Below are 13,007 nucleotides of genomic sequence, written 5' to 3' on the forward strand. Positions count from 1 at the left end.
GCGAAGAACAGCAAACAAAAGTAATGATGGAGAGCGGCATCGCGCCGACGGACGGGGGCGCGCCGAACCACCACTCATGGGGTGGCGGTGCTTCGGTGCTTCACGGTCCCGCGCGCCACCGCGAGATCAGTTCCGCGGAGCCAACGACGACCCAGCGTTGCGCCTTCCCCTTGAGAAGTAAAGTCAGGCCGAACTGATCACACAGAGAAAAAGAGCCACGGAGAAAAAGAGAACCGCATCCGTCAATACCTATTTTCGCTTTTTCTCTGTGTGATCAGCTCAGCAACGTCCGATCTGCATCGCGCGGTGGTGGCGTCCGTGGTTGACTGATCGGGCCGTGCTCGAAGAGCGCCACACGCAAGATCGGTCGGATGTCGTAGCCGCGATACCGCTCATGCCGTTGCTGTTCTTCGCGTGCCGTCGCGAAGGGACGCGAAGAACAGCAAACAAAAGTAATGATGGCGAGCGGCATCGCGCCGACGGACGGGGGCGCGCCGAACCACCACTCATGGGGTGGCGGTGCTTCGGTACTTCACGGTCCCCCGCGCCTCCGCGCAAAAGACCGACCGGCAGCGCCTCGCCGTTCACGTCGAGACCACACCAAGCGACGCCGTTCCCCACGCACATCATCACCGTATACCGTTCCAATGCCACAACGTTGGGACACGACTGGGTTGCGGTTGTTGTTGATCGGCGATGATTCGTGCCGATCAGCGGTATAGCTGTTCTGCAAAGGTCGCAGAGAACTGCTGTACCACGGATCAACGAAACGACCACATGTTGTCATTGCTGGCGATTCGCGGCATCAGCGTGGCGAAGCGGGATAGGTCACGCGGTTCAACGTGCCGCGACCGCGATCGCCAACCCAGATACCGTTCTTGGCGTCCACCTTCACCAACGTCGCGAACGGTAGATCGCGCGAAACGCCCAGCACCGTCGGCGTGGGGTCAAGCGCCATACGCACCAATCCATCGGTGCCACCGGCTACCAAGAGGGTCCCGTTGTAAAACGCGAGATCGTAAGCGAAGCGTGGCTCACCCTGCAGGCGCACCGGGGCAATGACGCCACTGCCCCCAGCTACGCGCCGCCAGGCCAGGACACCGGCTTCGCCCAACGCCACCGCCACCCACTCCCGCGACGCGACAATTGCGCGGACGCCGCCGCCGGTGGGGACGCGCTCCGCGACGCGAAGGCCGAGTCGCCCGCCCGGGGTGTCTGCTGCCTCGGCGTCGGCGTTCCACTCGAGACGCAATAACGCCGAGTCCGTGCCCACCCACCACGAGCGGGTGCTCTCATCATAGGCCGCGCTGATGGCGGCGGTGCCGACGTTGATTGAATCGCGCACGGTAATGCCACCGCGCTGCCGCTCTACGGTTACTGCGGCTCCGCGCGAGGCCAGCCATCCGTCGCCGCCCACGGCAATCGCGGTTAGCGCGCCGTCCAATACGCGAGACGCTGAACCCGATAACGTGCTGGTGCCATATAATGCCACCTCACTCGAGACCAGCAAACGTTCGTTTCCCGGAAGCAGCGCGACATCACGCAGTCCGCGCAATCCGATACCGCGTCGACGCAGTGCGCGCGGCTTGGCCTCGGCCGCGAACAGCGACACGCCACTGTCTGACGCGATCGCGATCAGTGTATCGCGCACTGACATGCCCTCGGGCATCGCCGGTAGCCCCGCGGACTCGAGACGGACACGGTCTCTCACGCCAACCCGAGGCCGTTCCGCCCGTCGCTGCGCGTCGATCTCACGTGCCAGAAAGAGTCCGGTGATCGCGCCACTGACGCTCAGGAATGGCATGGCACATCCCCACGGATCGCACGACGGCGGCACCGCCTTATCGACGATACTCGAGTAGCCAGCGGCGAGTGCGATACCGACCAGACCGCCCACCACCGTGTATTTGAGCCGTCGAACCGGTGAACCGTTCGTGGCCTCGTCAACTCGCTGTGCGAGCAGCGGCTGTGCCGCGCCGACCATGAGCGAGCACACGACGCCGATCGACATGATTCGAAAGACGGTGCGTTTGGTCGAAGCTGTCATTTTCCTGATTCTCCAGCGGAGCCGATAGTGAATTCGCGTGACACCTGCGCGCGCCGATCGCTTCCCATTTCTCGCACCTGCACCTCGAGTCGATAGCGACCGTTGGGCGCGGTACCCATCCCGATCGATGTCAGCAGCGGCACACGATCCCGTCCATTCAGCCGTTCTGTTCTACCGAAACGCATCCCGAGCTGCTTGTCGCCCTCCGGCGTGAGACCGACGACGTCGGCCACATTGCCGAGCCAGCGTTCGATGGCGGGCCCCGATCGACTGATCTCCAGCAACGTGACCGCCAACGTGATCTCGACCTGCACATCGCCTTGCGCGTTCGGGCGGAGCCCATACGCCTCCACGTACAGCGAGAACGTATCTCGCGGCGCGATGCGTGTGCCGAACAACGGCCGCACGTCGGCATCGGCCAGCGACTTCAGTGCGCGGCCCATGGCGCCCGGCGCGCGCGCTCCCAGCAGCACGTCGCTGAGCAGGAGCGCTGTATCGCGGACCGTCGGCAGCGACAGTGACACGCTGGCGCGGGCGGCGGCCGATTGCACGCCGGCATCGACCACTTCGATGCGCACGCGGTACTCACCTACCGGCAGCGTGTCGACACGCTGGTACTCTATGGGCCGCGTTGCCGGAAGCGCGACCGCAAGCTGCTGGGAGTCGACCAGACGGAAACGATCGGGTGAGCCGCGGAATGAACGGATCGAGAGCAGGCCTTGGTCAATCTCGACCCCGTCATAGAAACGCGCCGGCCGCGCGGCGGCCGCTGTGACTACGTGGTACTCGCCGACGTTCCGACCGCGAAAACGCGCGACCTGTACGCTCATCGAGTCTACGCGTGTTTTCGCCGCCACTTCATCGAATCGGAACGGTTCATCATTGCGTCGCTGATCGGCGACATCGCGGAAATCGCCGGCGAAGTAGGCCGAGTTCATCGCGGGCGGCCCTGAGAACACGAACTCCAGCTCGAGCGCCGGATACGAAAAAACGGTGACGATGCGCCCGGTCACGTCACGGGCGGAGATATCATTGGCCGGCGGCAGCATGACCTCCACTGGTGGCTCGCCATATCGAATCACAATGATGCCGCGATCGGTACGCCACCCACGTACGCTCTGGTCGGCATCGTTGTAGCGAAGCATGCTCACCGCGACGCGGGAGAAGTATTCGATCTGCGCTTCGTTCTCCGATGTGGAGATGAGTGGATCGACCGCTTCCCAGAATGCACGGACGGTGGCCTCACGCGCGTTGTCCGGAAGCCCGGCCACACGCACACTGTCGCCGCGTCGGAGCAGGCGGGAAATGTCGAGCAGGTCACTGCGCTCACCGACCGACAGACGCGCGAGCCCCGCCGCGAAGGCCCGTTGCGCATCGGACAGCGCATTGAGTCGGGCGGCGGCCAGTCCATCGGCGAACGCGACGGAGGCCACCGACGCGGCATCGGCGTCGACGGGGATCGGATTCGGATGCTGTGCCGCGTACGTCGGTGTGAGAAACGCCGCCGCGACGGCACGCATTTCGGGGAAGCGCTGATCTTCGTATAGAAGGCCCAGCAATCCGACGGCGCTCGCGACGTGTTGCGGACTCACCGACAACGCCAACCGGAACAGTCGATCCGCCTCGGCGCGATCGGCCGCGCCCGCATTCTCGATCGGGCGAATCTGATGCTCGAGAAACTCACGAACGTAGTGCAAACGATTGCGAGCGGCGTACGGATCGAAAAAGATGTTGGCGATGTACACATAGCGCTTTCGCGTGGTACGATAGCGTCGCTCGAACAGTCGGCCGAACTCACTTGCCGACTCCGCAATCATCGCCGTGTCGGCCGCCGCGAGCGCCACGGTTACGGCCTTGCCGAGCAGTCGCTCGGCGTCGGCGCGCAGAAGCGGCGTGCGGAGACGCAATCGCGCCAGCTCGACCAGAAAGCGCGCTTCGCGCGGCGCGAGGTCGGCGCCGCGATTGAGTAGCCGCCAGGCCAGCACTTGTCGCGGCGTGTTGTTGAACCCCAGCGAAGTGGTGCGTGTGAGCAGCCGCCCCCGTTGATAGAGGGCCTCGAGGTTGCGCGGCGCGCGGTCGGTGGCTTGCTCCAGCACTTCCAACGCCTCGGCGGTATCGCCCTTCGCCACCAGAGCGAGGCCGCGATGGATCAGCGAGTCGATTTCGGCCAACGGCGCAGCCGGCCCGCGCTGCGCGTGGAGCGGCGCAAACAGCCGCGCGGACAGCGGGCTCAATACGGTTGCCGCCAAGGCGATTCGCGCGGCGATTCGCGTGCGAGCTCGCAGTCGCATGGACCAAAGCCGAGCCAGAGTGGTAAAAGGCGCGAGACGCGTCACGGAGTGATCGGGCAGATCGGATACACAAGAGAGAATCTGTGCGCGGTCACCCGCGTAGTGTACTGCGCGACACGCGTTCGTCCCGGCTGGCTGTGGCGCACAACGCTGAGCTGGCGTTGATTTCCGCCGATTCCTTGTTCTGACTTTCCTGTACCCCGGAGCCTGATCGATGATGACCTTGCGCACGACCGTGGCCTTCACGCTTGGCGCCGTAATGGCCGCCTTCACCGTGACCCAACGCGCTGACGCGCAAGCGTCCAACTATCCGTCCCTACAGGTGCCGACTGCCTCAACGCGCGACTATACCGCGGCGGTGTCGAGCGGTGCCGGCACGACGGCGCTGTTCCAGTGGCGTGAAGGATGGGCCCCGCGTAAACACTGGCAGCTCGACGCCGGCCTGATCGATCGGAAGGGGAGTGACAACCTGTCGTTGTTCGTGGGCGGCGGCATCGGTCAGGAGATTGCGCGGGCCAAGGGCGATCAGCCACTCGACTTGCTGTTCACGGCGGGTGCCGGTGCGGCGTTCGGTGGCGGTTACACCCTCGTGCGCATCCCGGTGGGCGTGAGCATCGGGCACACGTTCGATCTTGAGCAGGGCATGGCCATCACGCCGTATGTGCATCCCCGTGCTTCGCTCGATCTGGCCAGCAGCGGCGGACGCGACGGCGGCAGCCAGTCGGAAGTCAGTCTCAACTTCGACCTGGGCGTCAACTTTCAGGTGAACTCGCAGTTCGCGGTACGCGCGGCGGCGGCCTTTACCGGGTCGGAGCTGGCGGGGGCGCAGGACACGTTCGCGATCGGCTTCAACTGGACGCCAGCCCCGTTATCGCGCCGCTGAACCGGCCGCACGAGAATGGACGCGAACGATTGATGGTCACGGCCTGATGGGTTAAGGCCACTACGCCGCACGTACCAAAAAAGCAGCCGAGCGCCCGATCGAGCCCATTCGATCGGGCGCTTTCGTTCGTCCCGCTATCACGCTTGGGCCCCGCTCACAACATCTCAAACCGTGACACGGCATTGCAGACATGTGACGCCAACGGTACTATTGCGGTTCTCGTCGTAGGGGACAAGCAGAGCCAGCAGGCATTCGGTCCTGAGAGTGCTCGCTTCGTCCCAGAATAGTCGCCAAACCGAGTATTTCGATCGCTGCCTGCGGTACGAAAGCGGTTGCTCAGCTTCTGCGGCAGCAGCGGTTCGTCGCTCGGCTTTGTGATTGATGTTCCCGGGCGCGCAAGCGACCGGTGCAGTACCTCGACCCGCTGTGCTCCGCGGAGGCGGTCGGTCGGGCTTGTAGGCCAACGGGATCTCCACTCCCGCTGGTAGTTCCTCTCCCCCGTTTCCGGCTTCAGATGGCCGAGGGCTGAGCATGTCGAGATTTATGAAGTGGCTGTCGCAGGTCCCCATGGTCATGGTCCTGTTGCTTACGCCCGTTGTGGCGCAGGCGCAGGGTCCGGCCGTTATTACTGGAACCGTGAAGAGCGAGTTCGGTGATCCCCTTGAAAACGCCAACGTCTATATAGTTGAGCTCGCCATTTCGGTGGGTGCCAACGCGGCGGGTCGTTTCACCATGACGATCCCGGCCGATCGCCTGCGCGGACAGGCGCTTCAGTTGCGCGCTCGTGCGATCGGCTACAAGGCCAGCCTGAAGCCGATCACGCTGCGCGCCGGCAACCAGACGTTCGACTTTTCCTTGGCCAAGGACATCAATCGTCTCCAGGAAGTCGTTACCACCGGCGTGACGGCGGGTACGGAGCAGAAAAAGCTCGCGTTCTCGGTGGCTCAGGTCAGCGAAAAGGACATGCCCGTTCCGGGATCCAACCCGCTGTCGCAGCTGCAGGGTAAGGTGGCCGGTGCCAATATCGTGTCGGCCTCAGGCCGCCCGGGTACGGCGCCCGCCATCATCCTCCGCGGCCCCCAGTCGATCAACGCCTCGGGCCGTGGACAGGATCCGCTGTACATCATCGACGGTGTTGTCTCGCAGGGTGGCCTGCAGGACATCAACCCGCAGGACATCGAGAACATCGAAGTCGTGAAGGGTGCCGCCGCGTCGTCGCTGTACGGCTCGCGCGCTGGCAACGGCGTTATTCAAATCACGACGCGCTCGGGCAAGAACCAGAGCGAGGGCGTGAAGTTCCGCGCCAACGTTGAATACGGCGTCTCCGATATCGAACGCGAGTACCAGTACCCCACCACGCACTTCTTGCTGATGAACGAGTCGGCGTCGCGTTTCTGCGTGACCGTGTCGGGCGTGGCCGACTGCTCGCGCACGGTCGACATCTATCAAGAAGCGTATCGCATCAACGAGAACGGCGGTGACTTCTCGCTGCCGGCGGCGACGTTCTCCAACGACGGCGGCATCTCCCGGAATCCGGGCGGTGTGAATTCGCGCGCCCTGTTTCAGGTGAATCAGTTCCCGAAATCGTACGACCCGCTCAAAGAGTTTCTCACGAATGGTCAGGTCATCAACTCGACGCTCGACGCTACGGGGCGTGTCGGTCGCACGAACTTCTTCGCCTCGGTGAACCAGCTGCGGCAGGAAGGCTCGGTCAAACTGCTCCCGGGGTACACGCGGAACTCGATGCGCTTGAACGTCGACCAGCAGCTCGGTGGTAACATCAACTTCTCGGTCCGCTCCAGCTACTCCAGCGCCAACGACTACAACAATGGCGTCGGCTGGTTCGCCCTCACGCGTCAGCCGGCCAATGCGCAATTGTTCGCGGAAGATAGCAAGGGTCGTCTATACATCCGGTCCGTCGCGCAGAATCTCGGCTTGGGAAATCTCAACCCGGCGTACCAGGCTCAAAACTTCGCGCCGCTCAACCGCATCGATCGCTTCGTGGGCAATGCCACTGCGCGGTGGACGCCGCTCAGCTGGCTCGATGGTGAATTCAACTTCGGGTACGACGCCCGCAACAACTTCCAAGAATCGCAGCTGGATAAAGGCTACCGAACGGGGGTACCCAACCCAGCGGTAAACCTTGGACAAATCAGACGTAGCGCCGGCCGCTCGTATTCGCTCAACGCCTCCGGCAATGTGTCGGCACGTAAGAACTGGTTCGACGAAAGCCTCACGTCGCGCCTCACGCTGCGCTACCTCTACGAGACGCAGGACGCTCGCTTTCAGAGCACGGGGGGTGATAACCTCGCCGTGCCCGGCCTCCGCGATCCCGATGCGGCGATCACGGACAGAACCACATCGGGTAGTACGGAAACCGTGCGTCAGCTGGGTTTCTTCACGAATCTCGACCTCGACTACAAGGGCCGCTACATCGTTGGTGCGCTCGTTCGTCGAGACGCCGCGTCGCTCTTTGGTGCCGCGAACCGTTGGCAGACCTACGGTCGTGCGTCGTTCGCGTGGCGCCTGTCTGACGAACCGTGGTTCAACCTCGATCAGATCTCGGACCTCAAGTTCCGCTACTCGATCGGGCAAGCGGGTAATCGCCCCAATTTTACGGCGCAGTACGAGACGTTCACGATCGCTGAAGGCGGCGTGCTCAACCCGAACCAGCTCGGCAACAAAAACCTCCGACCGGAAGTGTCCACTGAGCAGGAATACGGCATGGACCTCGAGCTGTTCAGCAAGTACGGCGTGACGCTTACCAAGTCGCGCAACGTCATTAACGACCAACTGCTGCAGCCTCCCCCGCCCGCCGCGGCCGGCTTTGCCAGCCAGTGGACGAACGCCGGCCAGCTCACGAACAACACCATCGAAGTGTCGCTCAACGTGCCGATCGTGGCCACGCGCCATGTCGATTACTCCGCGCGCTTCAACTACGACCGCACTACGTCCGTCATCACGCAGCTCGGCATTCCCGAATACTTCGTGTCGGCTGCCGGGCAGCAGGGTTCCGAGACGATGTTCAAGATCGTCAAGGGCGGCGCGCTCGGTCAAATTTACGGTCGCAAATTCGTGAAGGAGTGCGGGCAGCTCCCCGCCGACTTTCAGGGTCGCTGCGGATCGGGCCTCGACTTCCAGCGCAACTCCGATGGCTTCATCGTGTACGTGGGACAGGGGAACACGCTCGCCGACGGCATCACGAAGAATCTGTGGATGACCCGCCTCCCGGCCGCTTCGGCGCCTTGGAAGGGTGGGACGACCGCCGATCCGCTCAACTGGGGCTTTCCGATTCTCGAGCGTGACGTAGGTGGCGCCGTGCCCGTGTTGCCGGTCGGTCAGGCGCTTCCTCGCTTCCGCTGGTCGACCGCCCAGAACTTCCGGTACAAGCGCGTCACGGCCTACGGCCTGCTCGACGCCACGGTCGGGAAAGACGTGTGGAACATTGGTCGTCAGTGGTCGTTGGGCGACTTCATGCACAAAGATGCTGACCAGCAGGGCCGCTCAGTGGGCGACGCGAAGCCAATCGGCTACTACTTTCGCGCCGTCTCCACGGGTGGCATCGGTGGTACCTACGACGTGCTGGCCCCGAACAACAACACGGTCGAAGACGCGGGCTTTGTGAAGCTCCGCGAACTCTCGGTCGGCTACCGCATCGGTTCGATTGGCGGCGTGGGCAACTGGAACGTCGCCCTCATCGGTCGCAACCTGATCACGTGGACCAAATACAAGGGCTTCGATCCTGAGGTAGGGCTGGCCGGTGGTGCTCTCGGATCCGGCGTGCTGAACGCCATCGACGGTTACACCTTCCCCAACCTGCGCCAGTTCACGTTTTCGCTCAGCACTAGCTTCTGACCCCGGAGTTCACGCCGCGCGAGGCGTGCAAGGCCCTCGCGCTCGTGGACAGCCTCTTGAGGAGATTCGATGCGTAAGCACGTTTCGCAGTACGTCGCGGGCGGTGGGGTTCTGCTGGGGCTTCTGGCCTGCAGCGGTGACTCACTGAACGTCGTCAATATCAACAACCCAGACGTCGCACGCGCCTACTCCACGCCAGCGGGCGTGGAGGCGGTGGTCGCCGGTCTTGGCCCACAGTTGTTCAACACCCAGCGTGCCACCGAATCGGTGAACACGCAGGCGCGCATCCTGTCGGGTGAAAACATCGCGTCGATTGCCAACTTCGGTATGGCCGCCCGTTCGCAAATCCCTCGCTCAGTCATTTCGAACGAACTGGGGAACGACAACCAGACGGGCAATCTCGCGAGCTTCAATCAGTTCTCGCGTGTGACCCGTACGGCGTCAAACGCCATCGCCGCCGTGAACCGCTTGGCCACGAATAGTCAGACGATTGGCAGCCCGGCGCAGGATGCCCGCGCCAGAGCCTTCGGCTTCTATGTTCTGGGCCAAGCGCTCGGCAACCTGGCGCTGGCCTACGACTCCGCCGCGATTGTCACGCCGGCCACGCCCACCGACGAGGTTCCGGGGCTCTCCAGTTCGGCACAGGTGGCGGCGGCCGCACTGCAGATGCTCGACTCGGCGATCGCCATTGCCAACTCGGCCGCCGCCTCGACCGGCGCGAACGGTTTTCCGCTCCCCACCACATGGATCAGTGGTGTCGCCGTCACGCGTGACGATTTCGTTCGTTACTCGCGTTCGTACAAGGCGCGCATCCGCGCCGGCATCGCCCGCACGCCGGCCGCTCGCGCGGCGGTCGACTGGGCCGCGGTGATCGCGGATGCCACGAATGGCATTACCGCCGACTTCGTGGTTACGCTGACCAATACCAACGGTTGGAGTGCGGACTACGACTTCATCCAGATGTACGCGGCCGGTGGCTGGCACGCCCTCCCGTACTTCTACTACGGCATGGCCGACGTGTCCGGTTCCTACGACGCGTGGCTCGCTACGCCCGTCTCCGCGCGACGCGCGTTCACGGTGATCTCACCCGACCGGCGCTGGCCGGTTGGCGCCACCCGTGCCGCGCAGCAGGCGGTTGGGCCGACTGTGGCACTCCCCGCGGGCGTGTACTTCCGCAATCGCCCAACGGGAGAAGATGTCCCGCTCGTGGGCCCGGGTGACTCGCAGTACGACCACCGCCGATACGGCGCGCAGTGGCTCAACTCCCGGCAGGGCCCGTACATCGAAATTGCCAAGACGGAAATGGACATGCTTGCGGCCGAAGGCTACATCCGTACCAGCAACCTTCCCGCCGCCATCACACTCGTTAACGTGACCCGTGTGAGGAACGGCCTGGATCCGATCGGCAATGTGGCCAGTGCGACGGTGGCATACTCCACCAACCTGGCCACCTGCGTGCCGCGCGTGCCGGTGGCGCCGACCTTTACGAGCACGGCCTGTGGCAGCCTTCTGGAAGCGATGAAGTATGAGAAGCGCATCGAGACGGCTTACACGGGCTACTTCATTTGGATGTCGGACAACCGCGGCTGGGGCGACCTGGTCGAGGGCACACCGGTGGAGTGGCCGGTGCCGTATCAGGAAATGCAGGCCCGTCAGAAGACGTACTACAACGGTTCGAACCGCGCGCCGCGCGGTACGTACGGTTTCTGATGCCCGACTCACAGGCGCTCCCCGTGCGCTCGCAACTGGAAACGATCGCGCAGCGGTCGGTGAGTAGCCTGTGTGCTCTGGCGCTGGCCCTACAGATCGGGTGTTTCTCGTATCTCCCACTGCAGTCTGCACCACCCGTGCCCGCGCAGCAGGTCGGCGTCGTGCTCAACGATCGCGGTCGCGTGCTGCTCGGCGATCGGGTCGGTGCCAGTGTCGACCGAATTGACGGAAAAGTCGTGAGCCGGCAAAACGGGGCCCTCGTGCTCGATGTGTATCGCGTGACCGATCTGCGCGGGACCACGGCCACGTGGACGGGTGAGCGCATTTCGATTCCCGACGAAGCGATTCTCGGCTATCGCGCCCGCAAACTCTCAAAACTGAAAACGCTCCTGCTGGTTGGTACGATCGCTTTGGCCATCATCGCTTCCCTCGGCAACACGCTCAATCTTTTCGGAGATCCGGCAACCGATGGTCCCGGTGACGGACCGCAACCGTCCTGAGCGGCCGCGCCCTCGCGCGATCGTCTCGCTTAACGTTCCTATTTCGCTTCCTCTCGGAGTCCTTGCCACATGCGGCTCTCCCGATTTGCAATTCTTGGCGTAGCAGTGTCGGCGATGGTCGGCTGCAGTGAGTCCAGCAATGGACCCATCACGCCGAACACGCCGCCCCTGGCGTTTGTTCGCTACATCAACGCCGTACCCGACACACTCAACACCACGGTCCGCTTCATCGACCAGGTGCAATACTCGCCCATTACCTTCGTCAACGTCGCGTTCCGCGGCCTTGGTCAGGGCAGCTATCAGCCCACCGAAGCGGGGGCGCGCAAGTTCCGCGTGTTCACGTACAGCGCCGATGTGTCGGCGGCCGGCAACACGAACATTTTGGTGGACACCACCATCACGTTCGAAGCCGGCAAGTATTACACGCTGCTCCACCTCGGCTACGCCCGCGCCGGCTCCACGCCGAAGCAGCGTATCGTCAGCATCACCGATGTCTTCCCCGCCACGCCGGCTGGTATTGCGTTCCGCGCCATCCATGCGGGACTCGACGTCGGTAATGTCGACATCTACGCGACCCCCACGACCACGGACGTCATCGCCGGCGCGCCGCTGTTCGCGAACGTCGCGTTGAACACGGTCTCGGCTTATCTCGCCCGCGCCACGGGAGCCTTCGCGGCCCGTGTTACGGCAGCTGGTTCGACCACAGCGGTAATCAGCACAGCGGCTCCGGTCGGTACTGCTGGCAGCGCGTCGGTCGATCCGCTCGGTGGCGCCACCATCGCCGGTTCGATCATTACGGCGATCGCGTTCCCCGCCTCGCCAGCGAACTCGGCCGGCACACGGTTCACGACGCCCGGCGTCGCGTACTTCGTGGACAAGCAGCCACCGCGTACGACGCCGAACCCGTAACCACTACGGGTGTGCATCTGCAGAATGCGAAGCCAACAGCGACCGCGAACGTGACGAAAGTCTCGCTCGCGGTCGCTGTGCTTTGGGCCATGCTCTGGCGCCCGCTGTGCGTTCAGGCACAAGTACTTCGCGGATACGCCAAACTCGCCGGAGACGAGCGGCCGCTCGATCAGGCCCGCGTCATGGCGCTGCGGCGCGATGGCCGCTCCATTGGAAGCACGGTCACCGATGAGAATGGGCGCTTTCAGTTCCGGATCAATGCCGGCGGACAGCCCTTCGCGATCTCGATCACGCGCATCGGTATGCAGCCCACGCTCTCCGAGGAAATCAGCATCGCCATCACTGACACCCTAGATGTGAATTTCAGTGTCGTCGAAACCGGCATTCGCACCGATACGGTGCGGGTGAAGTCTACGCCCTCATTGAATGACCTGCGGCTGGTCGAGGCACGCCGACGCGGCTGGCGTATCTTCCCGCCGGTCGACGTGGAGAAGCTGCGCGAACGCTCCAACTCGTTCGAGGACTTGCTACGCTCCACCGGCTACCCGGGGTTCGTGGTCCCGAGCCGTCGTGACGACTGCATCCGCTCCACGCGCTACAACCGCTGCCTCACGATCGTGCTGGATGGTGTTCCGCTCAGTGGCAGCTACCCGAACATCAATCCGCGCGACGTGTACTTCTTCGCACTGCTCGGCAAAACGGAAGCCGCCGTGCAGTTCGGCGACCGCACCCCTTGGGGCGCCATCGTGATCTACACGCGCGCCAGCGGCGACAAGTATTGAGCGGGCTGGAGCCGGTTCCTGGGTGTGCTT

General features: G+C 63.7%; 9 protein-coding genes. 7 read left to right on the plus strand and 2 right to left on the minus strand.

The features are described 5' to 3' along the window. Positions 1-197, plus strand: a 197-nt coding sequence (locus ACLL97_RS16130; RefSeq protein WP_411281504.1) for a hypothetical protein, incomplete at its 5' end; no start/stop codon positions are given. A 608-nt stretch (positions 198-805) separates the two neighbouring features. Here ACLL97_RS16130 and ACLL97_RS16135 read toward each other — a convergent pair. Both ACLL97_RS16135 and ACLL97_RS16140 read right to left on the minus strand, forming a co-directional pair. Next, positions 806-2,011 carry a hypothetical protein gene (locus tag ACLL97_RS16135; RefSeq protein ID WP_411281505.1) on the minus strand — a complete coding sequence of 402 codons (1,206 nt, stop codon included), beginning with the start codon at positions 2,009-2,011 and terminating at the stop codon, positions 806-808. A gap of 32 nt (positions 2,012-2,043) precedes the next feature. Continuing rightward, a complete protein-coding gene (locus tag ACLL97_RS16140; RefSeq protein ID WP_411281506.1) occupies positions 2,044-4,338 on the minus strand; it encodes a GWxTD domain-containing protein in 2,295 nt (764 codons plus the stop codon). Between the two features lie 214 nt (positions 4,339-4,552). Here ACLL97_RS16140 and ACLL97_RS16145 point away from each other — a divergent pair, with 214 nt between their 5' ends. The 6 genes from ACLL97_RS16145 to ACLL97_RS16170 all read left to right on the plus strand — a co-directional run bounded on the left by ACLL97_RS16145 (position 4,553) and on the right by ACLL97_RS16170 (position 12,977). Then, positions 4,553-5,221 (plus strand): autotransporter outer membrane beta-barrel domain-containing protein, encoded by a 669-nt coding sequence (locus ACLL97_RS16145; RefSeq protein ID WP_411281507.1) that lies wholly within the window; start codon positions 4,553-4,555, stop codon positions 5,219-5,221. Positions 5,222-5,752: 531 nt separating this feature from the next. Beyond that, complete coding sequence (locus ACLL97_RS16150; RefSeq protein ID WP_411281508.1) at positions 5,753-9,076, plus strand: SusC/RagA family TonB-linked outer membrane protein; 3,324 nt, start codon at positions 5,753-5,755, stop codon at positions 9,074-9,076. Positions 9,077-9,145: 69 nt separating this feature from the next. Next, complete coding sequence (locus ACLL97_RS16155) at positions 9,146-10,786, plus strand: hypothetical protein (RefSeq protein ID WP_411281509.1); 1,641 nt, start codon at positions 9,146-9,148, stop codon at positions 10,784-10,786. Further along, positions 10,786-11,286: a hypothetical protein gene (locus tag ACLL97_RS16160; protein WP_411281510.1), complete on the plus strand. Its 501-nt coding sequence runs from the start codon at positions 10,786-10,788 to the stop codon at positions 11,284-11,286. Before ACLL97_RS16155 ends, ACLL97_RS16160 begins: the two co-directional genes overlap by 1 nt. Positions 11,287-11,355: 69 nt before the next feature. Next, a complete protein-coding gene (locus ACLL97_RS16165; protein WP_411281511.1) occupies positions 11,356-12,195 on the plus strand; it encodes a DUF4397 domain-containing protein in 840 nt (279 codons plus the stop codon). A gap of 11 nt (positions 12,196-12,206) precedes the next feature. After that, entirely contained in the window at positions 12,207-12,977 is a 771-nt protein-coding gene (locus ACLL97_RS16170; protein WP_411281512.1) for a carboxypeptidase-like regulatory domain-containing protein, read from the plus strand. Positions 12,978-13,007: the final 30 nt, after the last annotated feature.

It is taken from the genome of Gemmatimonas sp. (genome assembly GCF_046594945.1).
GTDB lineage: Bacteria > Gemmatimonadota > Gemmatimonadetes > Gemmatimonadales > Gemmatimonadaceae > Gemmatimonas.

Coding starts and splice junctions, on each gene's coding strand:
- ACLL97_RS16135 (WP_411281505.1), bottom strand. CDS start 2,011: ATGTCGATCGGCGTCGTGTGCTCGCTCATGGTCGGCGCGGCACAGCCG.
- ACLL97_RS16140 (WP_411281506.1), bottom strand. CDS start 4,338: ATGCGACTGCGAGCTCGCACGCGAATCGCCGCGCGAATCGCCTTGGCG.
- ACLL97_RS16145 (WP_411281507.1), top strand. CDS start 4,553: ATGATGACCTTGCGCACGACCGTGGCCTTCACGCTTGGCGCCGTAATG.
- ACLL97_RS16150 (WP_411281508.1), top strand. CDS start 5,753: ATGTCGAGATTTATGAAGTGGCTGTCGCAGGTCCCCATGGTCATGGTC.
- ACLL97_RS16155 (WP_411281509.1), top strand. CDS start 9,146: ATGCGTAAGCACGTTTCGCAGTACGTCGCGGGCGGTGGGGTTCTGCTG.
- ACLL97_RS16160 (WP_411281510.1), top strand. CDS start 10,786: ATGCCCGACTCACAGGCGCTCCCCGTGCGCTCGCAACTGGAAACGATC.
- ACLL97_RS16165 (WP_411281511.1), top strand. CDS start 11,356: ATGCGGCTCTCCCGATTTGCAATTCTTGGCGTAGCAGTGTCGGCGATG.